This window comes from Xylophilus sp. GW821-FHT01B05, assembly GCA_038961845.1.
In the GTDB taxonomy this organism is placed as follows: Bacteria; Pseudomonadota; Gammaproteobacteria; order Burkholderiales; family Burkholderiaceae_C; genus Xylophilus.
In genome coordinates this window covers 2,639,560-2,665,296 of sequence record CP152408.1, presented here as the reverse complement: position 1 = coordinate 2,665,296, position 25,737 = coordinate 2,639,560, and the positions used below count along the sequence as shown (strand labels likewise).

Annotated in this window: 22 protein-coding genes and 2 pseudogenes; 13 read left to right on the top strand and 11 right to left on the bottom strand. The window is 60.0% G+C overall.

Annotated features, from left to right (window positions below):
• Window positions 1-106 precede the first annotated feature (106 nt).
• On the bottom strand, window positions 107-1,123 hold the full coding sequence (gene cobT, locus AAFF27_12400) for a nicotinate-nucleotide--dimethylbenzimidazole phosphoribosyltransferase (GenBank protein XAH25936.1): 1,017 nt from the start codon (window positions 1,121-1,123) through the stop codon (window positions 107-109).
• 76 nt (window positions 1,124-1,199) lie between these two features.
• Here cobT and AAFF27_12395 point away from each other — a divergent pair, with 76 nt between their 5' ends.
• On the top strand, window positions 1,200-1,823 hold the full coding sequence (locus tag AAFF27_12395) for a chromate transporter (GenBank protein ID XAH25935.1): 624 nt from the start codon (window positions 1,200-1,202) through the stop codon (window positions 1,821-1,823).
• Window positions 1,820-2,419 carry a chromate transporter gene (locus AAFF27_12390; GenBank protein ID XAH25934.1) on the top strand — a complete coding sequence of 200 codons (600 nt, stop codon included), beginning with the start codon at window positions 1,820-1,822 and terminating at the stop codon, window positions 2,417-2,419. Before AAFF27_12395 ends, AAFF27_12390 begins: the two co-directional genes overlap by 4 nt.
• Window positions 2,420-3,090: 671 nt before the next feature.
• Here the strand turns inward: AAFF27_12390 and AAFF27_12385 are convergent.
• The 5 genes from AAFF27_12385 to AAFF27_12365 all read right to left on the bottom strand — a co-directional run bounded on the left by AAFF27_12385 (window position 3,091) and on the right by AAFF27_12365 (window position 8,175).
• Entirely contained in the window at window positions 3,091-4,074 is a 984-nt protein-coding gene (locus AAFF27_12385; protein XAH25933.1) for a tripartite tricarboxylate transporter substrate binding protein, read from the bottom strand.
• Window positions 4,075-4,090: 16 nt separating this feature from the next.
• Window positions 4,091-5,092: a tripartite tricarboxylate transporter substrate binding protein gene (locus AAFF27_12380; protein ID XAH25932.1), complete on the bottom strand. Its 1,002-nt coding sequence runs from the start codon at window positions 5,090-5,092 to the stop codon at window positions 4,091-4,093.
• 97 nt (window positions 5,093-5,189) lie between these two features.
• Entirely contained in the window at window positions 5,190-6,260 is a 1,071-nt protein-coding gene (locus AAFF27_12375; GenBank protein ID XAH25931.1) for a hydroxyacid dehydrogenase, read from the bottom strand.
• Complete coding sequence (locus AAFF27_12370) at window positions 6,257-6,934, bottom strand: RraA family protein (protein XAH25930.1); 678 nt, start codon at window positions 6,932-6,934, stop codon at window positions 6,257-6,259. Before AAFF27_12370 ends, AAFF27_12375 begins: the two co-directional genes overlap by 4 nt.
• A complete protein-coding gene (locus tag AAFF27_12365) occupies window positions 6,931-8,175 on the bottom strand; it encodes an alpha-hydroxy acid oxidase (GenBank protein XAH25929.1) in 1,245 nt (414 codons plus the stop codon). The genes AAFF27_12370 and AAFF27_12365 overlap by 4 nt, the downstream gene beginning before the upstream one ends.
• Window positions 8,176-8,308: 133 nt before the next feature.
• Here AAFF27_12365 and AAFF27_12360 point away from each other — a divergent pair, with 133 nt between their 5' ends.
• Window positions 8,309-9,208, top strand: a complete 900-nt coding sequence (locus tag AAFF27_12360) for a LysR family transcriptional regulator (protein XAH25928.1) — start codon at window positions 8,309-8,311, stop codon at window positions 9,206-9,208.
• Between the two features lie 132 nt (window positions 9,209-9,340).
• Here the strand turns inward: AAFF27_12360 and AAFF27_12355 are convergent, their stop codons facing one another.
• From AAFF27_12355 to AAFF27_12345, 3 genes are all read right to left on the bottom strand, one after another.
• The gene (locus tag AAFF27_12355; GenBank protein ID XAH25927.1) at window positions 9,341-9,847 is read right to left on the bottom strand and encodes a TlpA disulfide reductase family protein; all 507 of its coding nucleotides are present in this window, start codon (window positions 9,845-9,847) and stop codon (window positions 9,341-9,343) included.
• Window positions 9,847-10,893, bottom strand: coding sequence for a transporter (locus AAFF27_12350; protein ID XAH26226.1), 1,047 nt, complete (start codon window positions 10,891-10,893; stop codon window positions 9,847-9,849). The genes AAFF27_12355 and AAFF27_12350 overlap by 1 nt, the downstream gene beginning before the upstream one ends.
• A gap of 125 nt (window positions 10,894-11,018) precedes the next feature.
• A complete protein-coding gene (locus tag AAFF27_12345; GenBank protein XAH25926.1) occupies window positions 11,019-11,396 on the bottom strand; it encodes a DUF2946 domain-containing protein in 378 nt (125 codons plus the stop codon).
• A gap of 120 nt (window positions 11,397-11,516) precedes the next feature.
• Here AAFF27_12345 and AAFF27_12340 point away from each other — a divergent pair.
• The 8 genes and pseudogenes from AAFF27_12340 (at window position 11,517) to AAFF27_12305 (ending at window position 20,657) form a co-directional block, all read left to right on the top strand.
• A pseudogene (locus AAFF27_12340) lies at window positions 11,517-12,322 on the top strand (IS5 family transposase).
• A 153-nt stretch (window positions 12,323-12,475) separates the two neighbouring features.
• Window positions 12,476-13,504: a Fic family protein gene (locus AAFF27_12335; protein XAH25925.1), complete on the top strand. Its 1,029-nt coding sequence runs from the start codon at window positions 12,476-12,478 to the stop codon at window positions 13,502-13,504.
• A 57-nt stretch (window positions 13,505-13,561) separates the two neighbouring features.
• The gene (locus AAFF27_12330; protein ID XAH25924.1) at window positions 13,562-13,741 is read left to right on the top strand and encodes a hypothetical protein; all 180 of its coding nucleotides are present in this window, start codon (window positions 13,562-13,564) and stop codon (window positions 13,739-13,741) included.
• A gap of 72 nt (window positions 13,742-13,813) precedes the next feature.
• Window positions 13,814-14,839, top strand: coding sequence for a radical SAM protein (locus tag AAFF27_12325; protein ID XAH25923.1), 1,026 nt, complete (start codon window positions 13,814-13,816; stop codon window positions 14,837-14,839).
• Window positions 14,840-14,880: 41 nt separating this feature from the next.
• The gene (locus AAFF27_12320) at window positions 14,881-15,810 is read left to right on the top strand and encodes a hypothetical protein (GenBank protein ID XAH25922.1); all 930 of its coding nucleotides are present in this window, start codon (window positions 14,881-14,883) and stop codon (window positions 15,808-15,810) included.
• Window positions 15,811-15,840: 30 nt separating this feature from the next.
• Entirely contained in the window at window positions 15,841-17,103 is a 1,263-nt protein-coding gene (locus AAFF27_12315; protein XAH25921.1) for an HlyD family efflux transporter periplasmic adaptor subunit, read from the top strand.
• Window positions 17,103-19,262, top strand: coding sequence for a peptidase domain-containing ABC transporter (locus AAFF27_12310; protein XAH25920.1), 2,160 nt, complete (start codon window positions 17,103-17,105; stop codon window positions 19,260-19,262). The genes AAFF27_12315 and AAFF27_12310 overlap by 1 nt, the downstream gene beginning before the upstream one ends.
• The gene (locus tag AAFF27_12305; protein XAH25919.1) at window positions 19,263-20,657 is read left to right on the top strand and encodes a TolC family protein; all 1,395 of its coding nucleotides are present in this window, start codon (window positions 19,263-19,265) and stop codon (window positions 20,655-20,657) included.
• 86 nt (window positions 20,658-20,743) lie between these two features.
• On the opposite strand, the gene sbcB is transcribed toward AAFF27_12305, so the two are convergent.
• Both sbcB and cls read right to left on the bottom strand, forming a co-directional pair.
• The gene (gene sbcB, locus AAFF27_12300; GenBank protein ID XAH25918.1) at window positions 20,744-22,180 is read right to left on the bottom strand and encodes an exodeoxyribonuclease I; all 1,437 of its coding nucleotides are present in this window, start codon (window positions 22,178-22,180) and stop codon (window positions 20,744-20,746) included.
• A gap of 27 nt (window positions 22,181-22,207) precedes the next feature.
• Window positions 22,208-23,656: a cardiolipin synthase gene (gene cls, locus AAFF27_12295; GenBank protein ID XAH25917.1), complete on the bottom strand. Its 1,449-nt coding sequence runs from the start codon at window positions 23,654-23,656 to the stop codon at window positions 22,208-22,210.
• Between the two features lie 112 nt (window positions 23,657-23,768).
• Between cls and AAFF27_12290 the strand changes: the two genes are divergently transcribed.
• The gene (locus AAFF27_12290) at window positions 23,769-24,854 is read left to right on the top strand and encodes an IS630 family transposase (protein ID XAH25916.1); all 1,086 of its coding nucleotides are present in this window, start codon (window positions 23,769-23,771) and stop codon (window positions 24,852-24,854) included.
• Window positions 24,851-25,692, top strand: a pseudogene (locus tag AAFF27_12285) (IS630 family transposase). The gene AAFF27_12290 and the pseudogene AAFF27_12285 overlap by 4 nt, the downstream one beginning before the upstream one ends.
• The last annotated feature ends 45 nt before the right edge of the window (window positions 25,693-25,737 follow it).

Here is a 25,737-nt window from a genome sequence, read left to right as displayed (position 1 = left end):
TTGTCCCCGCTGCGCCGCAGCCCACTGTCGCTTTTAGAAGAAAAGTGCCTGCAGCCCAGGCCCCACCTTGGCTATTAGCTATCTATTAAATAGCAATAAAGCAGGCTCAGCTGCGCTCCGACACGCCCGCGCTCTCAAAACTGGCCATCTCCGCCAGCACCGCGCAGGCCGACACCAGCAGCGGCCAGGCCAGCGCCGCGCCCGATCCCTCGCCCAGGCGCAGGCCCAGGTCCAGCAGCGGCTCGGCGCCCAGTTGGGCCAGCATGGCGGCATGGCCGCGCTCGCCCGAGCGGTGCGCAAACACGCAGCGCTGCAGCACCAGCGGCTGCAGCCGCGCCGCCACCAGCACGGCTGCGCTGGTGATGAAGCCATCGACCACGATCACGCGCCGCTCCTCGGCCGCCTGCAGCACGGCGCCAACCAGGGTGGCGATCTCAAAGCCGCCAAAGGCTGCCAGTGCGTCGAGCGGCGCGGTGGCGCCCGCGTGCAGGGCCAGCACCTCTTCCAGCACCGCCACCTTGCGCGCCAGGCCGGCCGCGTCCAGGCCGGTGCCGCTGCCGGTGCAGTCGGCAATCGGCAGGCCGGCCAGCCGCGCCAGCAGCAGCGAGGCGGCCGAGGTGTTGCCAATGCCCATCTCGCCCAGCAGCAGCGCATTGCCGGGCAGCGCGCGCAGCAGCTCGCGGCCGTTGGCGATGGCCGTGTCGCGCTGCTCGGCCATCATGGCCGGGCCGGCAGAGGCATCCGCCGTGCCGGGCGCGATCTTGCGCACCACCAAGCCGGCGCGCGGCGCAAAGTCATGCCGCACGCCGCAATCCACCACCGTCAGCGCCAGTCCGTGCTGACGCGCCAGCACGCTGACCGCAGCACCGCCGGCAAGAAAGTTCTCCACCATCTGCCAGGTCACGTCGCTCGGGTAGGCCGACACGCCGCGCGCGGCCAGGCCGTGGTCTGCCGCGCACACCAGCATCTGCGGCGCCACCAGGGCCGGGCTGTCGGTGCCCAGGATGCAGCCGATCTGCAAAGCCAATGCTTCAAGCCGGCCCAAGGCGCCCAGCGGCTTGGTCTTTTGGTCAAGGCGGTGCTGCAGGCGGGCGGCAAGGGAGGTGTCGTCTAGGTTTTGCATGAGGGAGTGAATCGTTTTTTCCGGCGCCGCGAGTATCCGCCAGCTACCGTGCGGGCCGCTGGAGATAATCGCCGCCATGCCCGCGCCGCCGCCCTCTCCCGCCGCTTCGGCGCCACCCGCCCCCACATCGCCGCACCCGCACGGGCTGCTGCCCGGGCCGGAATCCCTGCGTGCGCTGTTCATTGCCTTCACCCTGTTGGCGCTGCAGGGTTTTGGCGGCGTGCTGGTGGTGGTGCAGCGCGAGGTGGTCGAGCGCCGCCGCTGGATGAGCCGCGAGGAATTTTTAGAGGAATGGTCGGTCGCGCAGATCATGCCCGGGCCCAACGTGGTCAACATGGGCCTGATCCTGGGCGACCGTTTCTTTGGCTGGCGCGGCGCCGTCGTGGCGGTGCTGGGGCTGATCACGGTGCCGATGTGCGTGGTGCTGACGCTCGCCGTGTTCTATGGCCACTACCAGGGCCACCCGGCCGTGGCCGGTGCGCTGCGCGGCATGGCGGCGGTGGCGGCAGGGCTGATCGTGGCCACCGGGCTGAAGCTGATGCCGGCACTGCGCCACCACCCATTGGGCGTGCCGCTGTGCGCGGCGCTTGGTGGCAGCTGCTTCTGCATGATCGCGCTGCTGCGCTGGCCGCTGGTCGGGGTGCTGTTGTGCGTGGGCGGGCTGTCCTGCGTGCTGACCTGGCGAAAGCTCAAGCCATGATGGGCGGCACGCTCAGCGCGGGCGACTGGCTTGGCCTGTTCGTGCAGTTCATGGCGCTGTCCATGGTGTCGGTGAGCGGCGCCATCAGCACCGTGCCCGACATGCACCGCTACCTGGTCGGCAAGCATGCCTGGCTGACCGACCCGCAGTTCAACGCCTCCATCGCCATCGCCCAGGCCGCGCCCGGGCCCAATGTGCTGTTTGTGGCGCTGCTGGGCTGGAACGTGGGCCTGAACGCCGGTGGCGGCCCAGCCGGCGGGCTGCGCGCCTATGCATTGGGCGCCGTGGGCGTGCTGCTGACCATGGTCGGCATCCTGCTGCCCAGCGGCCTTCTCACCTATACCGCCGCCCGCTGGGGCCAGCGCAACCGCCACCGCCGCGGCGTACGCGCCTTCAAGCAGGGCATGGGGCCGATCGTGGTCGGCCTGCTGGTGGCCACCGGCTGGGTGCTGGTGAGCGGCGGCGCGGCCACCAGCGCGCCCTGGACCATCTGGGCCACCGCGCTGGTGTCTGCCGTGGTGGTGTGGCGCACGCGCATCCACCTGCTGTGGGTGCTGGCGGCCGGCGGGCTGCTGGGGGCGCTGGGATGGATCTAAGAACCATCCCTTTCAAGGTCTTTGAGATATCTCGGCGCTCCTTGCCTTGCAGGCGGCGGGTGCCGGGAGTTCGCCCCGGCGGGCGAGTAACTTTCTCTTGCGTCGCCAAGAGAAAGTCACCAAAGAGAAGGCGACCCCACGTGCTGCGTCCCCTACGCTTCGCTGCGGGGCAACCTGCGGTACTCGCGTCAGGCGGGGTCTCGCTCAAACTCGCTTTGCTCAGACAGGAGCGATCCCTTATCCGCCTGCCGCTGCGCTCCTCGGCGCATCCCGAGGGGACCCGGAACTGCCAAACGGGCCATCGCTGCGCTCGGCCTTTGTCTCTGCATTACTCCCTCCCCCGCTGGGGGAGGGTTGGGGTGGGGGCCGGCTGTTGGATGTTCAGGCTGTCCCACGCCGTTGGCAGGGCCGAGCAGCGCAGCGACGGGCGGATCAGGGATCGCCCTTGTCTGAGCCGCAGGCGAGTTTGGGCGATACCCCGCCCGGCGCGAGCAGCGCAGGGAAGCCCGCAGGGCCCCTGACTCCGGCTCGCCTTTCTTTTGCCTACTTTTCTTTGGCGAAGCAAAGAACAAGTAGGTCGCCCGCCGGGGCGAGTCCCGGCTCCCGCCGTCAGCAAAAAACCAGAACCGCAAAACAGATCACAAGACCTTGAAAGGGATGGTTCTAAGCCTTCACTCAGCCTTGGCCCCCGACGCCCTCACCTGCTCTGCCGCCAGCGGCAGTTGCTGCTGCACGAAGCTCCAGAACTCGTCGACGCCCATGGGCTTGACCGCGCTTGAGCCCTGCTCCATGAACTGCTTCTGTAGTTCAGGGTTGCGCAACGCCGCCGCCAGGGCCGCGTTGTACTTCTCAAGAATGGGCCGTGGCGTACCCGCGGGGGCGACCAGGCCGTACCAGGAGTCGGTGTAGAAGCCCTTCAGGCCGGCCTCGTCGAAGGTGGGCACGTCGGGCAGCGCGGGCAGGCGCTGGTGCGCGGCCACGGCCAGTGGCCGCAGCTTGCCCGAGCGGATGAAAGACATGGCGCCTGTCGTCAATATCAGGTCGACCCGGTTGGCCATCAGGTCGGTCATGGCCGGCGCCGTGCCTTTGTAGGGGATGTGGGCAATGTCCACGCCGGCCAGCTTCCTGAAGCTGGCGCCCGCCAGATGCTGGCTGGAGCCAACACCGCCAGAGGCGTAGTTGAGCTTGCCCGGTTGCGCGCGCGCCGCATCGACGAGCTGGCGCACCGAGCGGATCGGTGAATCCACTGGCACCAGCAGCACGCTGGGCGATGTGGTGATCATGCCGATGGGCGCAAAGTCCTTCATCGGGTCGTAGTTGAGCTTGGCGTAGAGCACCGAGTTGAGCCCGTGCGATGCCACCGTGGCCAGCATGATGGTGTTGCCGTCAGGCTTGGCCCGCGCGACCAGGTCAGAGCCGATGTTGCCGCCGGCGCCGGCGCGGTTGTCGATCACGATGGGCTGGCCCAGCGCCTCGGACATGCGCACGGCAATCGTCCGCGCCACGTTGTCAGACGGCCCGCCGGCCGGCCAGCCGACGACCAGGGTGATGGGCGTCGAAGCCACCGGCGATTGGGCCATGGCGGGCCCACCGCAGACGGCGACGAGGGCCAGTGCCAGAACTGCGCGGCGGCTATGGGGTGTGGTGAAAAACATGGTGATGGCTCCTTATTCAGGGTTTGCTTTCTTGCCATGGCATTTCTTGCCAGAGCTGGCGAAAGCCGGCTTCGCCGCGCTGCAGTTCGGCCGCGTAGGCGGTGGGCGCCAGGTAGCGCAGCGGCGCGAAGGTGGCCTCGGCCTGTTGCTGGAACTGCGGATCGGCGGCCGCACGCGCGACGGCCTCCACCAGCTTCTTGCGTACGCCCTCGGGCAGGCCTTTGGGCGCGGCCAGGCCGCGCAGCGACGCCAGCTCTATGTCAAAGCCCTGCTCCTTGAAGGTGGGCGCCTGCGGCGCCAGCGTGGTGCGCGCCGCGCTCATCTGGCCCAGCAGGCGAATCGGCGTGCCGCCCTTCTGGTATTGCAAGGCCTCACCGACGTTGATGGCGCCGACCACGATCTGCTGGCCGGCGATGGCGGCACGCACCTCGCCCGCGCCCTTGTAGGGGATGTGGCTAAGCTTGGTGCCGGAGGCCTTCTCGAACAGCAGCATGGCCAGGTGGTCGTCCGAGCCGGTGCCGGTGGTGCCGACCGTCACCGCGCCTGGCTGCGCCTTGGCCAGCGCGGCCAGTGCCGTCAGCGACGTGATGTTGCTGCTGTTGTGCACGGTGAAGCCGCCCGGGTCGTCCACCAGGTTGCCCAGCAGGTCGTAGCTGCGCCAGCTGAAACTGCTCTTGCGCTCGATGGGAATGGTGAGCAGGTTGGGCGTGTTGATGAAGCCGATGGTGTAGCCGTCAGGCACGGCGCGCGCCAGCTCGGCAAAGCCGATGCCGCCACCGGCGCCGGGCCGGTTCACCACCACCACGCTGGCGCCCAGCTGCTTCTCCAGGTGGCGCGCCAGCAGGCGGGCGACCAGGTCGGTGCCGCCGCCCGGCGCATAGGCCACGATCATCTCGATCGGCCGTACCGGGTAAGGCGCATCGCCCTGCGCCAGCGCAGGTGCGGCCAGGGCAATGGCGGTGCAGGCAAGGGCCAGGCGCGCGAGTGTCCGGCGGCGGGAGTGTCGGTTGCTGTGCATGCTTGTCTCCGTGGCGGCCTCGGTGGGCCGCTTTGTGGTTGCAAAAAAGAAGAAGGTAGAACCGTTCGCCCTGAGCTTGTCGAAGGGCTCTTATCGATCAGAAAACGGGCGCCAAACCCAGCTCCGCCGCAATGCGCTCAGCCGCACGCGGCCAGACCTCGGGGTTGACCAGCCGCGCCGGCCGCTGCCCGTCGGTCAGCAGGGCCACGATCTGCGTCGCGGCCAGCTCGGCGTTGTTGCGGCGCGCCTCGTGCGTCACGCCGGCCGTGTGGAAGGTGGCCACCACGTTGTGGCGCGCCAGCAGCGGGTGGTCTAGCGGCGGCGGCTCTTGCGCCCACACGTCCAGCCCGGCACCGGCCAGGTGGCCGCGCGCCAGCGCTGCTTCCAGCGCGGCCTCGTCGTGGATGCCGCCGCGCGCCGTGCTGACAAAGACCGTGCCCGGCCGCATCGCGGCGAAGGCCGCCGCGCCCATCAGGCCCATGGTTTGCGGGTTGCGCGGGCAGTGCAGCGACACCACTTCGGCGCGCTGCAGCAGTTCATCAAAGCCCACCGCCTCGGCGCCGCGCGCGGCCATGGTGGCGGCGTCCAGCGCCGGGTCGTAGCCCAGCACCCGCATGCCGAAGGCGCGCGCCAGCGCCGCCACGCGGCGCCCGGCCTCGCCCACGCCGACCAGGCCCAGCGTGCGGCCGCGCAACTCGTGGCCCATCAGGTCTTCACGGCTGAAGTCGCTCCGTGTGCGCAGCAGGCGGTCGGATTCGGCAATGCGGCGCAGCACCGACAGCATCAGGCCCAGGGTCATCTCGGCCACCGAGTCGGCGTTGCCGCCGGCCTGGTTCATCACCGCCACGCCGGCCCGCGTGCAGGCCTCGATGTCGATGGTGTCGCAGCCCGAGCCACCCGAAGAAATCGCCAGCAGCCCAGGGTTGCGTGCCAGCAGCGCGGCATCGGCGAGCCAGCGGCGCGGCAGCTCGTCCTTGGCGGCGCTGATGTGATAGACCTGGGCCTGGGCCAACGCGGCCAGCGCGGCCTCGTCGGCGCCTTCCATGGCGCAGATGCTCAGGCTGAAGCCGGGCGCCTGCGTCACGATGCGGTCGAAGGCCGGGTCCAGCCAATGGTCGAAGCGCAGCACGCGCCGGGCTGCGGCCGCCGGCAGGTTGTCGCGGTTCACAGCACGCCCTTCTCGCGCAGCACGCGGTCCACCCAACTGCGGTCAGCCCGCCCTTCGGCGATGGACTGCAGCACGGCAGCCTCGCTGCGCTGCACCGCTTCCACGCGGTTGGCGATGTCTTCGGCCTCGGCCGGCGTCACCACCAGCAGGCCGTCGCCGTCGCCCAGCACCAGGTCGCCGGGCTGCACCACCATGCCGTCTATGCAGACCGGCACGTGCAGCTCGCCCGGGCCGTCCTTGTACGGGCCGCGGTGCGCCACGCCGCGCGCATAGACCGGCAGCGTGTGCTGGCCAATGGTGTCGCTGTCGCGGATCAGCCCGTCGATGACAAAGCCCGCCGCGCCGCGCGCAATGGTCAGCGCCAGCATGATCTCGCCAATGATGGCGTTGGGGCCGACGCCGCCGGCATCGACCACGATGACGTCGCCCGGCCCGGCAATGTCGATGGCCTTGTGCACCATCAGGTTGTCGCCCGGGCGCGTGCGCACCGTGAGCGCGCGCCCCACCAGCACGCCAGAGCGGCGGTGGTAGGGCTTCAACTGGCTGGTGCCGGTGGTGCGGCTCATGGCGTCGCTCACGTTGGCCACCGGAAAGCCACGGTAGCGCTCCAGCAAGGCGTCGCTGATGGCAGTTGCTGGCCGCGGGTGGATGCGAAAGCCGGGTGTATCGCTCATGGATGTGTCTCTGCAAGAGTGGTGGTGGAAAGAGGCTCCCAGCCCGGCCCTGCCCGCAGACAGGCGGGGCCGATGTCTGCAAGGCGCGTGATGCCCAGCATGGCCATGTCGCGCGAGACCTCGGCGCGCAGCAGCGCGATGGCATGGGCCACGCCGGCGGTCGATGCCACAGCCGCCGCGTAGTTGAAGGGCCGGCCCACGAACACGCAGCGCGCGCCCAGCGCAAGCGCCTTGACCACGTCGGTGCCGCGCCGCACGCCGCTGTCGAGCATTACCGGCAGGCCCGGCACCGCGCGCACGATGGCCGGCAGCACCCGCAGCGGCGCCACGGCGCCATCCAGCTGCCGCCCGCCGTGGTTGGAGACGATGATCCCGTCCGCGCCGTGGCGGCGCGCCAGCACCGCGTCTTCCTCGGCCAGGATGCCCTTGACGACCAGCTTGCCGCGCCAGTGGCGGCGGATGGCGGCAAGGTGCGACCAGTCGAGGTGCGCGCGGTCAGAGAAATCACGCAGCACGTTGGGCGACAGGATGGGCGCGCCGCGCGTGGCGTAGCCGTTCTCGAAATGCGGCATGCCGTGCCGCAGCAGGGTTTTCAAAAAGGTGCCAAGCAGCCAGCGCGGGTGCGTGGCGCCCTGCCAGGCCAGGCCCAGGCTGGGGCGCAGCGGTGTCGAGAAGCCGGCGCGCACGTTGTTCTCGCGGTTGGCCGCGACCGGCGTGTCGACCGTGATCACCAGTGTCTGCACGCCCGCGGCTGCGGCACGGTCCAGCAGCCCGGTGATCTGTGCCAGGTCACCCGGCAGATAGGCCTGGAACCAGGTCTGCGGCGCGGCCGCCATCACGTCTTCGAGCCGGATCAATGATGAGCCGCTCAGGATCGCCGGCACCCCCGCCTGCTGCGCCGCCTGCGCCAGCACGATGTCGCCACGGTAGGCCGATAGCGCGGCAATGCCCATGGGCGCCACGCCAAAGGGCGCGCTGTACCGCTGCCCGAACAGTTCGAAATCCAGCCGCCGCTGCGCCACGCCGGCCAGCACGCGCGGGCGGAACGCCAGTTCGGCAAAGGCGCGGCGGTTGTCTGCCAGCGAGGCGTTGTCTTCTACCGCGCCACTGATATAGGCATGGATGGGGCGCGGCAGGTGCCGGCGCGCCAGGCGCTCGAAGTCGTCCAGCGACAGAACATTGCGGCAATTGCGCGGCAGCGGCAATGCAGGCGATCTGGCGAGGGCTTGGGCTGGAGCCATGGCGATTTTGTCTCTGTCGGCCTGTGCGACCGTGTGGTTTGGGCGCAATGTAGCAACGGGCGACAACCAAAAAAAGCGAAAAAAATAGAACCTAAAATTTCTCTTTTTTCGAAATGATGGGCGCCGTACCTTCATGACCCTCAAGCAACTCGAAGCGTTCTACTGGGCTGCGACCTGCCTCAACTTCTCGGTGGCGGCCGAGCGCGTGCACCTGTCGGTGTCCTCGCTGTCCAAGCGGGTGTCGGAGCTGGAGGCCTCGCTGGGCATTGCGCTGTTTGATCGCAGCGGGCGCAGCGCGGCGCTGACACCGCAGGGCGAGCAGATGCTGCCGCGCATCCGCGAGTTGCTGCGCGTGGCCACCGATCTGCAGCGCTCGGCCGGCCACAGCCAGGGCCTGCAGGGCCGCTGCCGGGTCGGGCTGGGAGAGTTGAGCGGGCTGACCTGGCTGCCGCAGCTGGTGCAGAAGGTGGCCGAGCTGCATCCCGACCTGCAGTTGGAGCCGCACGTTGACATCGGGCAGGTGCTGGAGCAGCGCATCGAGGACGGCGAGCTCGATTGCGTGGTCATCGCCGGGCCCTCGTCCCGCAGCAACCTGGCATCGGAGTGGGTGGCGCAGGCGCACTTCGAATGGGTGGCCAGCGCCGCGTTCATCGTACAGGCCGGCACCGACGTGCCGCAAAAGCTGCTGCGCGAGCAGTTGCTGGTCTCGCTGCCGGTGGGCGCCGGCGGCACGCGCATTCTTGACCAGTGGCTGGCACGCCACCGCCTGAGCATCCGCCGGCGCCTGACCTGCAACAGCTGGGGCGCCGTGGTCGGCATGGTGGCCGAAGGCGTGGGCTTTAGCTTCATGCCGCAGAAATGGGCCGAGGCCATGCAGGCGCGCGGCAAGCTGCAGATACTGCGGCGCGGCGGCGAGATGGCGCCGCTGCAATACACCGTGCAGTGGCGCCGCGACGATTCACGCCCGCTGATCGGCGAGATGCGCGAAATTATCAAGAGCGTGATCGACTTCCCCGCGCCGCGCTGCCTGTGAGCACGCGTGAGAGCTACTAAATTAATAGCTATATGCCCACGTATTATCTTAACTTCAGGTACAAAATAGCCTGAAATCAAGGATTAACCTGGGCTTATCGCTATGCTTTAAGTAGCATCAAAATACCGGCTGCTACGGCCCCTTCCCCAGCAAACGCCCCACGCTGCCATCCAGCTTCTCCCGCGTCAGCACCGGGTCCGGGTCGTCCCAGCCGTTGTCCACCAGCCGCCCCTGGCGGTCGATGATGAAGCTCACCGGCAGGCGCCAGATGCGCCCGTAGCCCGGCGCGCTGGCGCTGCTCTGCATGCCTACGGGGAAACTGAACTGCTGCGCCAGCGCCCTCACCTGGTTCAGCCGGTCTGGCGTATCCAGATTGATCGACAGCACCTGCAGGCCTTGCGCCGCATGCTCGCTGGCGTAGGCCGACAGCAGCGGCAGCTCTTCCCGGCACGGCGCGCACCAGGTCGCCCAGAAGGTCACCAGCACCACCTTGCCCAGCAGGTCAGCCGTGCTCAGGTGCTGGCCGTCGAGCGTGGTCATGCTCACCGGCGGCGCCGGCTTGCCCACCACCAGATCGTTGGCCCAGACCGGCGCGGCCAGCAGCAGGCCGACCGCCGCCGCCACTATCGCGCGGCGCATCACAGCGAATAACTCAAGCCGACCGAGACGGTCCACTTGGGCGCCAGTTGGTAGCCATCCAGCTTGCGATAGACCGGTAATTGCAGAAAGGCGTAGCCGTGCAGGTTCTGCCCCAGGGCCACCGTGGCGCCCGGGCTCAGGTAGGCGGCGGTGCCTGCGGTATCGGTGGTGTCGGCCAGGTAGCCCTGGTCGGCCATCTTGCGCGAGATGTTCACCTGCAGTTGCGGCACCAGCGCCGGGTCAGCCTCGTAGCGCAGGCCAAAGCTCACCGTCGTCTGGTTGCCGGGCCTGAAGTCCGCACCCGCCTGGTTCAGCCGGTGCGCCACCGCCGCCTGGAATTGCCCGTTGACGAAGGCGTCAAAGTCCTGGCTCACCGGCTGGTAGTAGTAGCCGCCCACGATCAGGTCGGTACTGCCGTTGCCGGTCTGCAGGCTGGTATCCAGCGGCTGGCCGGCCGAGTTGCCGCCACTACCAAAGTAGGCCGGGTGCCCGACGATGGAGCCATCGGCCGCCATGCCGCCGTAGCTGCCAGTAGGCAGCTTCACGCCAAACTGCACCCCCAGATTGCGCGTAGCCAGAAAGCCCTGGTAGGCACCCATCACCTTCACATCGCCCAGGCCAGAGGCCGTGCCGCTGCTGAGCTGGTCGGGCGTCACCGGCGTGTAGGGCTGGCTCTGCTGGCCATAGGTGCTGTGGCCGCGGTCCACATAGGGCACCAGAAAGCTCACGCTCCAGTCCGGGTCGGGCCGGTAGGTCAGGCCCAGGGTCAGGTAGCGGTTGCGGGTCTGGTTCTCTACCTCGCCACCGCCCAGCGACGGGTTCGACGGCGCATTCACCAACTGCTGCGCCGTCGCCCTGCCCGTGCCGCTGCGCAGCTGGTTCTGGTTGATGTAGCTGTAGTCCAGATTGAACTGCCAACCCGGCTCAGACGAATAGCCCATGGCCGCGTCTGCACTCAGCGTGCAACCGCAGGTGGCGCAAGCCAGCGCGCCAGTAGCGGGGAAAGCGGCCAGGGCCGCGAGAAGAAAGCGATACGGGGTTTTCATGCCGGTGTCCAAAGCGTGCAGGCCGATGTCGATACATCGAAGGCCGGCCTGCGTCTGCACATGCGGTGATGCGGCGCCCAGCATGGACGCGCGATCACAAGGATGGGCGCCAGGGCGCCGCAAGCTCAGACGTGGACAGGAGGCGCCCGTGGGCTGGGCGTGATCCAGGCAAACAGCGGATGCGGCGACTGGTAGAACAGCCGCGGCAAGGCGTGGGCGCCAATGGGTGTTGGCACCGTGGCCAGCACCGGCGCCGGCGGCAGGCCGGGTGAGTCCAGCCCCATCGCGCAGTACAGGCAATCCCCTGCATGCCGGCCCGCGTCAGCCGGGTCAGGCGCATCCGGATTGGGCACCGCCTGCATGCCCTGCATGGTGCAGACCTCGATCCAGTGCCCACCGGATTTGATGGCGGCAGTGCCATGCAAGGGCAGCAGCGCCCCCAGCAAGATGGCGACCACGCCAATCCAGACGTGGAGTCGTCGGATCAGGCGTAGGGGGGGCATGGGGGCTGGGGGATAGTGGCGGAGGGAGTCTAAGGCTGGCCGATTCCGGTGACCAGTGGCTCGGGGACAACATACAAAGCCCTCCCATGTGTATGGCATGTTTCATGCATATGTATCGCAATGCAACAAGCCGGCCTGAACCTGAGCACCAAGAAGACGCGCAAGCAGGTGTTCCTGCAGGAGATGGACAAGGTGGTGCTGTGGTCAGCCCTGGTCGATCTCATCGCCCCGTACTACAGCGAAGGCCGCACCGGCCGCCCTTCCTTTGCTTGGCAGACCATGCTGCGGCTGCACTTCATCCAGCAATGGTTCAGCCTGCCGGACCAGGCCATGGAAGAAGCCCTCTTCGATATCCCCCTGTACCAAGAGTTCGCAGGCTTGGACCCCCACGGTCGCCTGTTCGATGAAAGAAAGCACCATCTTGCGCTTTCGCCACCGGCTGGAGCGCCACAAGCTGGCCGAACAGATCTTGACCACGGTCAATGCCCTGCTCGAGAGCAAAGGACTGCTGCTCTAGGAAGACACAGCCGTAGACGCCGCGCTCATCCCCGCCCCCAACAAAGACAAAGCACGCGACCCTGAGATGCATTTGAGCAAGAAGGGCAACCAGCGGCACTTCCGCATGAAGGCCCACATCGGAGTAGATGCCGACTCGGGCCCGATCCACATCGTGCGCGGCACCTCCGGCCACGTAGGCGACGTTACCGAAGCGAACAGCTTGCTGCACCGGCCAGGAAGCCGATGCCTTCGGGGATGCCGGCTACCAGGGAATCGGCAAGCGCCCAGATACCAAGGACGGCGTCACCTGGCATATCGCCATGAAGGCGGGCAAGCGCAAGAAGCTGAGCAAGGACAAGGCACCCGATGTGCTGGTCAATCAGCTCGAAAAATCCAAGGCCGGCATCCGAGCCAAGGTGAAATACCCGCTCCCCGATTATCAGGAATTATTTTGAGCTAGAAGTGCGGAGGAGAAAATCAAAGCCTACTCTCAGCCGTGAGTACGCTTTCTATAAATAAGGTCAAAAAATAAATTCCCGCGAGTTGATGCCGTAATAAAATTGCAACAAATCGCAAGTAACATGCGCAAGCTCAAATCACACAAAGAAATCTGGCAAGTCATGAAATTCTTTCCTACGACAGATATCGCACTATCACCAATATTTTGCCTTGGCATGGCTGCTCAAAATTTTGACATTTCGGTGAGCGAAAGCGATCTACTGACGGCATTCTCAATAGGAGTCAATTTGCCTCAATTGAGTGAAATTGAAGAGATTGCAGAGCGCATCGGGCTGGGCTTGGAGGAGTGCAGCATATCTGACATAGAGAACCATGGCCTCTATTTGGCGCAAGATATTTCCGATTTCTATTTGCTGATTGATTCAAATAAATATAAAACCATATTAAACCCCAAAAGAGGACGATACTCTTTAAGTGATGCAGATGCAAAAAAAGAGCTAAAAAATACTGCATGGAAGATCCATAGAACGTCGGGACAGGCTTTCAAACCACTTCCATCATTGCCAGTCGCGTTCTACACAATTCCCAATAATTCAAATTATTTCAATGAAAACATGGATGGTGCTGAGATATTGGATCAATCGACAACCAATATCCATAAATACCTTGAATATAAATTCACATCGAAAGATATTCAACCCACCCCCGTTAATGCTTTAAAAAGCTATCGTGATTTGCTAATGGAAATGCATCGTGATCTCTTTGCCGCAGGGGACCCTCGTGCAGGGGAAGTAAGACAAAATTCCACAACGAGAAATGGACAGAAATTTGTCCACCCATTTTTTATTAATATTTGCTTAACAAGCTACTTCGAGTCATTTCCACGCGCGGCTGATTTAGCCGGCCTGGATGGGGTAAAACTCGTTGCGACATTAACGCCGTTCGTGGCCGATCTAAATTTGATACATCCATTCGTCAATGGCAATGGAAGGGTAATAAGGCGCTTCTTTCAGCAGTACCTGCGACCTATAAATGTCGACTTGGATTTCTCTAAGGCAACAAGATCCGAGCTCTATCACGCTTTTTTTTATGCTGCAATCGGAAATTCTTCTGCATTGGCTCAGTTGCTAACCCGATCTATAAGACTCTAAGCAATACAGCCTGCTAAGAGAGATGTGAAAAATGGCTGAAATCATTAGGAGTTAGAAATGAAGAAAATGCTGAATGTTGACGCGATCAATCTGGATGCGCATGGTCGAATCGTAGTGCTTGACGATCCAGCGATGCTGGAATTGGTTTCCGGCGGACTTCGTTCAGACAGCGATAGTGCCGATGATATGGCAGGAATAACTATTAATTTCTATGCCTGCAACGAATGTAAGGCCTAAGGTTTAGCACTCGAGTTCGCGACTATATGTCGCGAACTCTCACAATTAAATTTACCAAAAATGGGCCTTGGCATGGAAACTGGTTACAGCTTAAAAACAATTAGAAAAGCTCTCACCACGAGAGCTTTAGAACTCACCATATTTCCTACGGAGCAATGCAACTTCAGATGCACATATTGCTACGAAGATTTCAGCATTGGCAAAATGAAACCGGATGTGGTAAGGGGCATCAAAAATCTTATTGACCACCGCGTGTCCGAGTTGGACCATCTACGACTTGTCTGGTTCGGAGGGGAACCACTGGCTGCTTTGGACATTATAGAAGATATCGCAACTTACGCGAAGAACTCCTGTATCGGAAAGAAAGTAAATTTCGCACAAGGACATATTACGACCAATGGGTACAAGCTTAATCTCAAGACGGCCAGCAGATTAGTCGAACTCGGCCAGAGTGACTTTCAGATATCCCTAGATGGAGATGAGAAGACACACAACAGAAGCAGGCCACTTCTATCGGGTGGCGGCACTTATGGCGTGATCATGCGAAACATTAGAGAACTCCACGCCAGTGATCTCCCATTTAGCATCACGCTGCGACTACATCTTATGCCGACCAATTTGAGTGGAATCGAATCCCTTCTAAGTGAATTGCAAACCATAATTGGCGGGGATTCGAGGTTTAAAATATTCCTCAAAAGAATTTCCAATTACGGAGGGCCCAATGCGGAATCCATAAAGACGTTGGATTACAAAGATAGTGAAGAGAGAGTAAAAAGATTAACTGACAATATTGCGGGAAACGGCGGCCTATCTCCAATTTCGACACATAGTGAATACATATGTTACGCAGCAAAACCAAACTCACTATTAATCCGTGCAAATGGTCGAATTGCAAAATGTACCGTCGCATTAAATGAGTCTTTCAATGACATTGGTGAAATTCACCCGGACGGAAGTCTTAGTCTTGACAACTCCAAATTGCGTCCATGGATGCGTGGATTTTCCACGTTATCTCAGTTAGACCTTGCATGTCCATTGACCCAGTTTCCAGGCAAAGAAAAGATAATAAATTTCGTCCCAGCAAAAGCCCTTGACTGACAATGATCAAAAAACATACATTCATACTTATAATGGTTGCAATGAGTGTCATGACGGCCTGCGCCGTTCCTGACGAACATAAGAAGTCAATCACGCAAACTCAAGTGGAATATTTTCACGGGTTGACTGAAAGTGAAAAGTGGATCGGTTTTGATTGGGCATCGGCTGAAAATCATGGCGTCACCTATGAGCGGGCCGCGATGATGATCCATTTTAGGGATACGTCAACGAATGAAAGTCTTCAGCTCCAATTTGACACCGGAGTTCCAAAGAATCTCCTCTATGAGAAGGCCCTGTCAGAAAATTCAAAATCAAAAACATCACGACTTGTCAATCAAGGAGAGGAGAGAGAATCTTTAGATGTCAAATTTGAGGGAAATTTTCCTAAAACAGCAGTGAATTTTTCATTCAAAAAGGATTTAAATCCCAACGACGCGGAAGATGACGGCGCCCCCCTTGTGGGAACGCTAGGCTTGGAGTTTTTGGGTGACACAGGCTTCGCCATAGATTATCCAAGGCAACGAATCTATATTCTTTCTGCTGCGACGCTTGACCAATTGGAGGGCCGCTATTTTCGCTCCTTTCATCCATATTTATCCTCGTACAAACATCTGAATAACAAGATAGTTCTGCCTTTCGAAATGGAAGGTCAAAAAGACGTCGCTATTTTTGATACTGGAACCAGTATGTTTGAAATAACGTTGCCACAAGAGAAGTGGAAAATTCTCTCGCGCGGGTCATTCGATCAAGCGGATAAGAAGATGAATCTGCCATCATGGGGGGAATATATAGACGTCTATGGCAAGGTCGTTCAACTTCGCATTGCGCTCGGAGGCCAGCATTTGGACGTCACAGAAATTTATAGCTCGTCTTCACCAAGTCAAAATTGGTTAAACATCATCGGGAACAAGCTATTTTTCAATCGCATTGTCATCTTCGACAAGAGAAAAAATATCTATTCAATATTCTAAAGTTGTTCGAATTCACTGGCCTTCAAACCAATGAAATCTACGCCTTTATTTCGTGAAGCAGCGGTACGCTCCCAGCAACCTCAATACTTAGGAGCAGTATTTTTCCCTCGCCCCATATCGACGGTCGTTATTGCGACATTAGGAGGGGCATTTTCCTTGGCAATTGTAATTTTTCTATTTTTCGGTAGCTATACAAAAAGAACAACAGTCGCTGGCCAATTAGTCCCAGTGGGCGGTCTGATAAAAGTTTATGCGGCTCAGCCTGGAGTTATCTCCGAGAAATATACCTCCGAGGGAAAGCACGTAGAGAAAGGTGACATTCTTTACGTCATCACCGCGGACAGGCAAAGTCGAACGAGGGGCGATGTTCAGAAAGAGATAAGCAAGCAAGTCGAAATAAGAAAGCAAAATCTTCAAGATGAAATCTTGAAAACAAAAGCGTTGCAAATCTCAGAACGAACCGCAGCTGAACATAAAATACAAAGCTTAGAGTTGGAGCTTCAAAAGATTGTCATTCAAATTGAAAATCAAAAGCGGCGCGTAGAGCTGGCACTTTCTGCACGAGATCGATATGGAAACCTTCGCAATAACGATTACATATCGGCAGATCAACTGCAGCAAAAGCAGGAGGATTATATTGAACAGTCATCCCGACTGACTACAGTTGAACGTGACCAAACATCAGTTAGTCGAGAACTGATGTTCCAAAAAAGCGAACTGATTGGTGCTAGGCTTAAATACGAAAATCAATTATCTCAATTGAATCGAGACATTGCCATTATTAGTCAGGAATACAGCGAAAGCGAAGCAAAGCGTGGATTGGCTATTTCTGCGCCAGAAAGTGGGACGCTGGCTGCGGAAACGGCAGAATTGGGACAGCAAGTCTCGATAAGTCGACCGCTCGTGAATATTGTTCCTGAGGGCGCGTTACTCCAAGCGCATCTTTTCGTTCCAAGCAAAGCCATCGGTTTTATCATGGCCGGTGACATGGTGAACTTGCGATATCAGGCCTATCCATATCAAAAATTTAGGCACGGAGAAGGTACCGTCAAATTTGTCTCAAGAGTCTCGTTGCCACGGGAAGACGTGCCTGAAGCGGATGGCATCATTGGCGAAAAAGAGCCTATTTATCGAGTGCTGATAGAACTTAGAAAGCAAACAATTACTGCATATGGAAAACCGATGCCTCTCCAAGCAGGCATGCTGCTAGAAGCAGACATTTTCCAAGAGGAAAGACGAGTTTTCGAATGGATTCTAGATCCTCTGTATAGCTTAACGGGGAAAATTAAATAATGAATCCATCGCCTCTTAAGGGGGTTGCCCCCGACATTTTTAGTCGAGGCAAGCGGCTTCCCGTTGTGTTGCAAACGGAAGCAGCCGAATGTGGCTTGGCATGTTTGGCCATGGTGGCTAGCTACTACGACTTTCTCGTAGATCTATCCCAGCTACGGCAGCGATTCTCAGTTTCGATGAAAGGCATGAGTCTCGCAAATATAATAGAAATTTCGGGAAAAATAGGACTGGCGGCCCGCCCTGTGAAAGCAGAGTTGGAAAGCCTTCGTCATCTGCGCCTTCCCTGTATTCTTCATTGGAACTTCAATCATTTTGTCGTCCTAAAAGGGGTCAAATCAGATTCAGTTGTTATAGTAGACCCGGCGTTCGGCGAGCGAATTTGCAGCAGCAGTGAGCTATCTCGAAGTTTTACTGGTGTCGCCCTTGAGCTTTGGCCAGGTACAGACTTTCGTCCTCAGAAAAAGGTGGAGTCATATCGTTTTTCCGCGCTAATCGGGCATCTTAACGGCTTGCGGCTTTTTCTGTCTCAAATTCTACTTCTGGCCATTTCATTAGAAATAATGGCTGTGGCAAGCCCACTTTTCCTGCAATGGACGGTGGATAACGTTCTGGTAGCGGCGGATCGAGATTTACTCACTACCCTGGCAATTGGCTTTGGGTTGCTACTGATCATGCAGCAGGTAATTTCTGCTGGCCGTAGCTGGGCCCTTGCAATGATGGGTGCCACGATAAACCTTCAATGGCGCGGGAATGTATTTTCACATCTCCTGAAATTGCCCATTCAATATTTTGAGAAGCGGCATTTAGGTGACGTGATCTCCAGATTTGGTTCGATTGATCAAATTCAACGTACTCTGACGACGTCTGCTCTGGAGGTCATGCTGGACGGTTTTATGAGCATCCTAACGCTCATCATGATGTTGATTTATAGCCGACCGCTCGCTGCGGTGGTTATTTGCACCATGGCGCTTTATGCATTGGCGAGGTGGTATTGGTACGCCCCCCTCAAATCTGTTTCGGCGGAACATATTATTCACGCCGCAAAGCAACAAAGCCATTTATTGGAAACAGTAAGGGGCATTAAAACAATTAAGCTCTTCCAACGCCAAGATATCCGTCGCTCGTCTTGGCTAGCAATTTTCTCTGAGCAGATTAATTCTGATATTCAGTCGCAAAAAATTCAACTCCTGTATAAATCGATCACAGGAATTCTAATTGCACTGGAAACCATTCTTGTTATTTGGATTGGAGCGGGTCTGGTTTTGGACGGCACGTTTAGCGTCGGTGCGTTGCTGGCATTCAATTCATACAGACTTCAATTCGATGCACGAATGACGAACTTTATAGAAAAAGTAGTCGATCTGAGAATGCTTCGACTTTATGGAGACCGTCTGTCAGATATTGTTTTTACTGGCCCTGAGTCATCATTGAGTCATTTCGATGATGATTCGATTGTTGAGCCCAGCATTGGCGTTCGAAAATTACGTTTTCGTTATGGGGACCAAGAAGAATGGATTCTCAACGGAGTTGATCTAGATATAGCAGCCGGTGAGTCTGTCGCTATCGTTGGCGCGTCTGGATGCGGGAAAACTACACTGATTAATGTGCTCCTAGGAGTTCTCGGGCCCTACGAGGGGGAAATATTTTTTGGTGGGAAAGATAGAAAAAACATTGGGGACGAAAACATAAGAAAGATGTTTGGAACTGTTCTTCAGGACGATGTTCTTTTTGCTGGATCGATATTTGACAACATTTCATTTTTCGACCCCAGTCCAGATAAGAAGTTTGCACGGGATTGTGCTGCCATGGCAGGGATCGCAGATGATATAGAGCGCATGCCTATGCGATATAATACTTTGGTCGGCGATATGGGCACTGTTCTTTCAGGCGGACAAAAGCAACGCGTATTGTTAGCGCGGGCCCTTTATAAAAAACCCAAGATACTTTTTTTAGACGAGGCAACTAGTCATTTGGATGCTCGTAAGGAGAATGAAGTAAATGAGGCAATCAAAAATCTTAAAGTGACAAGAATTATAATAGCCCACCGCCAGGAGACGATTGCCTCTGCCGATCGTGTTGTGACCCTAAGTATGGGGAAGGTCGTGGATGAGACACGCAACGATCAATTGCACAAGATTCCATTTGGAGAGGCGGCATAGATGTCCCGCCTTACAGCTGGAGTGGCAGCACTTATTGGATTATTCGTCGTTTTGGTCGCAGCATCCGATGTTCGGTCTGAGGGGGTTTTTGGAGTAAATTCATTGCGCGGTCGTAATGACTGCCCGTCTATTTTAGGCGGCCCTATAAAATTGATGGATCTTATCTATCGAAATCTATGCATTAATCCAAAAACTTATCGGGCCTACGCTCTAATACGACAACGTGAAGAAGAGCTTCGACTTAGCGAAGCGGCTCTACTCCCACAGGTGGATTTTGAGTGGCAAAGGAAATTCGGTCGATCGTCGTTTGCGGAAGAGAAAGTTCCTTCTGCGAATTATGTTGCTCGCGTAAATAATGATGTGAAAAGCCTTGCGCTAAGTTGGCTGCTTTTAGACTTTGGGAAAACGGGATCAAATATTGATAGAGCCAGAGAGTTATTAATTTCTGAGAATTTTCTTAAAGATTCCGTAAGCCAGCAAGTGATATTCGATGCTGCCGAGATGTACTTTACCTTGGTGTCCGCACAGGGCGGGGTTCTAGCATATTCAGATGCCACGAAGAATGCCCAAAACAGTGTTGAAGTTGCCGCAGCAAAATATAACGGCGGAGTTGGAGCTTTGGCCGATAAATTGCAAGCTGAAACTGCCTATCAGCAAAGTCTTCTTGATGAATCAAAGGCGAAGCTTGAACTTGAAAAGGCTCGCGATGCTTTGGCCATCGCCTCAGATACCATTGGACAGAATATCGTGGCGTCAGAGTTGGAGCTTTCCTCGCCGAATCGACGTGCTGGCGAAGATTTGATGCGATTGCTCACCGTTAGTTTGCGCGATCATCCTGAGATCCGGGCTGCTCAGTCTCAATTGGCTGCTGCCGAGGCAAACATTAAGTCCACTATCGCTGAGGGGAGGCCGTCTATTTCCCTGGTCGCGACGTTAAGTAACACACGGATCAATGGCATTCCACCTTCTGACACCAGAAGCATTGTGCGAAATATTGGAGTAAATATAAAAATCCCTTTGTATGAGGGAGGGGCACGAAATGCTGAAGTTGGAATCGCTAAGGCAAAAAGAGATGTAGCAGAATTAGATTTGGCCGACACAAAAATGAAGGTCGCCGTCGCTGTTCTTGATAGTCAAAAGAAATTGGAAGCAATGGAAAGAGATATTGGTTTCTCCAATGATCTCTTGCGAATAGCTACCCAATCATTCGAGATTTCTCGTGGCCGTTATAAAGGGGGAGTTGGTACCATTTTAGAACTGCTATCCGCTCAAGGGGCATTGTCAAGCGCAAAACAAATCCGACTCCAATCGCTAACCAATTGGAATATTACGAGGATCGAACTATTGATGAATATCGGTGGGCTTGATGCTGTAACTTTGACGCAAAGGCCGTGATTTTTGAATCGCCTTGCCGTCCAGCGCCTTGCGAAGGCTTTGACCCGATCGTCCTAGCCACTGGCGTGCGGCGTCGCAAGCAGCACTCAGGCCGCCGGCACGATCGCTTCCGCGTAGTCATACAACGCCCCCAGAATCCCCTCCCCCCTCTCATCCGCCGTTTCCCCCAGCGCGTCGATCTGCGCAAAGTAATCATCCACCGCCAACGCGCCGCCCGCACCCTCCAGCAAACGCTCAGCGCGGTGCGCCATCCAGCGCTCGGCCTCTTCCGCCGACAGCGTGGCCGGGAAGTTGCGGGCGCGGTAGCGAAACACCAGTTCTTCCAGCCGTGGGTCGGCAAAGCTGCTGCGCGCGGCCGCCAGCCCGGTGGGCGATAGGCCGCGCAGATGGTTCAGCTCGCGCCGGTCGTTGTTGCCGACAAAGCCGCCGTAGAGGTCTTCGTCCACGTCGCGCGCGCCCTCCTCCGGGCGGCGGAACACCTCGGCCCAGATGGCGGACAGGTCGGGCAGGCTGCGGGCCGCCTCTGCGTGGCGCGCGGCCTGGTCCATGTCGATCTGCCACTTGGCCACCATGGGCGGCGTGAGGGTGCGCAGGTTGCCCACCACCATGGGCGATTTGTTCAGGTGCACGCTCTTCAAAGGCAGCCGCGTCATGCCCTCGGGCAGGTCGGCGCTGCGGGTGAACAGGCGCAGGCGGATGTCCTCGGCGCTGAGCCTTGCCAGCTCAGCCGGGTCATGCGCCAGGTCCCAGGCCAGGATCTCGTTCTTGTTGGTTGGGTGCTGGGCCAGCGGCCACATCACAGCAATGCAGCCGCGCTCGGCCGGGAACATGCCGGATATGTGCAGGAAGGGCTTGGCGCTTTGCACGGTGACGGGCAGGCCCAGTTCGGCGGCGACGCGGTCCTTCTTGTGCAGGCCCAGCGCAAACTCGAACAGGCGCGGCTGCTTGTCGCGGATCAGCCGCGCCAGCGCGATGGTGGCGCGTACGTCAGACAGCGCATCGTGCGCCGCCTCGTGCAACAGGCCGTTGGCACGCGCCAGATGCTCCAGCTTGAAGCTCGGGCTGCCGTCTTCTTTCTTGGGCCAGACGATGCCTTCGGGCCGCAGCGCGTAGGTCAGCCGCACGACGTCCAGCAAATCCCAGCGGCCGCAGTCGTTCTGCCATTCGCGCGCATAGGCGTCGATCAGGTTGCGCCAGAACAGGAAGCGCGTCACCTCGTCGTCAAAGCGGATGGTGTTGTAGCCCACGCCGATGGTGCCGGTCTGGGCAAAGGCCTGCTCGATCTGCGCGGCAAATTCATGCTCGGGAACGCCGCGCTCCAGGCACAGCTGCGGCGTGATGCCGGTGAGCAGGCAGGCCTCGGGGTTGGGCAAAAAATCCGGCGCCGGCTGGCAGTACAGCATCAGCGGCTCGCCAACCTCGTTCAGGTCTGCGTCGGTGCGAATCGCCGCAAACTGAGACGGCCGGTCGCGGCGCGGCACCGCGCCGAAGGTTTCGTAGTCGTGCCAGAGAAAGGTGCGCATGCTGCGGAAGGGAAAAAGCAGCAAGTATTACAGCAACGGCGAGAACAGCCGCGCCGCCGCATCGCCCAGCCGCTGCCGGAACGACAGCTGCCGGTGCGCCGGCACGCGCAGCGCCTGGCGCAGGTCGCGCTCGAACTGCGCGCCCAGCGGCACGGCCAGGGCCGGGCCATAGACCAGCGCGCAGATCTCGTAGTTCAGGCGAAAGCTGCGGTTGTCGAAGTTGGCGGTGCCAATGAAGCCGCAGTCATCGTCCACCAGCATGGTCTTGGAATGCAGCATGCACGCTTGGTACTCCCAGACCTTGACGCCCGCGGCGATCAGCTCGTCGAAGTAAGAGCGCGCCGCGGCACTCACCACCCGCGAGTCGCTGCGCAGCGGCACCAGCAGGCGCACGTCCACGCCGCGCAGCGCGGCATTGGTCAGGGCCATCAGCGCCGGCTGGCCCGGCACAAAGTACGGCGTGGTGATCCACACGCGCCGCTGCGCAACGTGGATCGCGGCCACCACCATGCGATGGATGGCCTCGCGCTCATTGTCCGGGCCCGAGCCCACGATCTGCACCGCATGCACGCCCGGCGATGGCGGCGGCAGCAGCTCGGCAAACTCCTGCGCCGTGCGCCGGCGACGCTCGTGCGTGGCGTAGGCCCAGTCCTCCATGAACACCGTCTGCAGCCAGCGCACGGCATTGCCCTCCAGCCGCAAGTGCACGTCGTGGTAGGCGTCGGGGCGGCTGCGCTCGTCCTCCTCGTCGGTGATGTTCAGGCCACCGGTGAAGCCCACCCGGCCGTCGCAGACCACGATCTTGCGGTGCGTGCGAAAGTTGAGCACCGGCCGCAGCCGCCGCCCTATGCGCGTGGCATGGAACAGCCCGACCTCGCCGCCGGCCCCCCGCAGCGGCGCCAGAAAGCGCAGGCCCAGGCGCTTGGAGCCCAGCGCATCGACCAGCAGGCGCACCTCCACGCCCTGCTGCGCCTTCTCCACCAGCAGGTCGCGCAGCGCGGTGCCGATGGCGTCGGGCTCGAAGATGTAGTACTCCAGGTGCACATGGTGGCGGGCCGCGCGCACCGCATCGAACAGCGCCTCGAAGGTCTGCGCGCCGCCCACCAACAGGCGCACGTCGGAGGCGGTCGAGACCGGAATATCGCAGCTCGCCAAGCCCAGTTGCCCCAACTGCCGCAGATGGCTGGGCGCCTGCATGGCCTGGCCGCGCAGGCTGTCCAGGTCGGCCTTGGCATAGAAATTGGCCTGGCTGCGCAGGCGCTTGAGCCGCTGGCGCCGCAGGCGCTGGGGGCCAAGGAAGTAATACAGCACAAAACCCAGCACCGGCAGCGCCGCCATCGACAGGATCCAGCTCAGCGTCGACAACGGGGAGCGCTTCTGCAGCACGATCCAGACCGCCAGCACCACGATGTAGCCCGTCCACGCGATGGAAAGCCCGGCCTTGACGGTTTCAGGGAGGACAGGAAAGTTGGGCACGCCCGGCTTGCTTGGGTTGGTGCCGGATTCTAGTGTCCTGAGTTAGAAGTTCATTGAACTATTGCGGCTAGGATCGCTCATTCGAGTGGTGTACAGACACGACGAGGTGACGATGAGAGGCAGACCGAAGAGCGAACTGGTGCTCAGCGAGGCGGAGCGCGCACAACTCACGGCATGGACCCTGCGGCGCAAGACAGCGCAGGCTCTTGCTTTGCGAGCGCGCATCGTGCTGGGCTGCGCCGAGGGGATGGAGAACAAGGCGGTAGCCGCTCGCCAGCGGGTCACGCCCCAGACGGTTTCCAAGTGGCGAGCGCGCTTCGTTGAGCAGCGCCTGGAGGGGCTGCTGGATGCGCCCCGCACTGGCGCACCGCGCAGCATCGATGACGCACGTGTCGATGCGGTGATCGCTCGCACGCTAGAGTCAATCCCCGAAGGGGCCACGCACTGGAGCACGCGCACCATGGCGAGCGCTGCCGGGTTGTCACAGACGGCCGTCTCGCGCATCTGGCGCGCCTTCGGATTGCAACCCCATCGCCAGGAGACGTTCAAGCTCTCCAGCGACCCGCTATTCGTGGAGAAGGTGCGCGACATCGTGGGCCTGTACCTGGACCCGCCCCTCAAGGCCATGGTCCTGTGCGTGGACGAGAAGAGCCAGATCCAGGCGCTGGACCGCACCCAGCCGGTGCTGCCGTTGGCCTCAGGCATTCCTGAGCGCAGAACGCACGACTACATGCGCCATGGCACCACGACCTTGTTTGCGGCCCTGGACATTGCGACCGGCGAAGTTATAGGCGAGTTGCACCGGCGTCACCGCAGCAGCGAATTCCTGCAGTTCCTGCGCACCGTGGAGGCCAACGTCCCCAGCGGGCTGGACGTGCACCTCGTGATGGACAACTACGGCACGCACAAGACGCAGACGATTCGCAACTGGTTTGCGCGTCATCCGAGGTTCCATGTGCACTTCACGCCCACCTCGGCATCCTGGCTCAATCAGGTTGAGCGCTGGTTCGCAACGCTCACCGAGAAGTGCATCCGCCGCGGCACCCATCGATCGACGCGCCAGCTCGAGCAGGCGATCAAGCAGTACCTGGACATCCACAACGCGGACCCCAAGCCCTTCCACTGGACCAAGTCCGCTGATGACATCCTCGCCAGCATCGAGCGATTTTGCTTGCGAACTTCTAACTCAGGACACTAGAGGCTCGCCTGATCGCCCTGAGCTGCGGCGAGCCTCCGCAGGGCAGCGCCCGTTGGAGCCTGCGACTGCTGGCCGATCGGGCGGTCGAGCTCTCCTACGCAGACAGCCTGTCGCACGAGACGGTGCGCAAAACCCTTCAAAAAACGAACTCAAGCCCTGGCGCAAGATTGGCTGGGTGATCCCGCCCAAGGACAACGCGGCCTTCGTGGCGGCGATGGAGCAAGTGCTTGACGTCTACTGCCGCCCCTACGACCCCGCACACCCGGTGGTGTGCATGGACGAGACGCCGCGCCAACTGATAGGCCAGACGCGCCAGCCGATAGAAGCTGCACCTGGGCGGCCTGCGCGCGAGGACTACGAATACGAGCGCCAGGGCCACTGCAACGTCTTCATGGCCTGTGAGCCATTGGCGGGACGGCGCATCACGCAGGTCACCGAACGCAAGACAAAACCCGACTGGGCGCACTTCGTCAAGGAAATAGCCCAGGCCTGGCCCGAGGCGCAGCGCATCACCCTGGTCATGGACAACTTGAACACCCACACTGCGGGCGCACTCTACGAGACGTTTGTGCCCGAAGAGGCCAAGGCATTGTGGGATCGCTTCGAGTTTGTCTACACGCCCAAGCACGGCAGTTGGCTCAACATGGCCGAGATTGAACTCAACGTGATGATTGGCCAATGCCTGGACCGGCGTATCGACTCTATCGAGACCATGCGCTCGGAGGTTGCCGCCTGGCAGCAGCGCCGCGACAACCTCAAGGCCAAGATCAACTGGCAGTTCACCTCTGAGGATGCTCGGGTCAAGTTGCTCAGGCTCTATCCGACTATTGAGGCTTGACGCGACACTAGGATGCGCCGGTAACCCCGCGTTTCCGTCGCACCG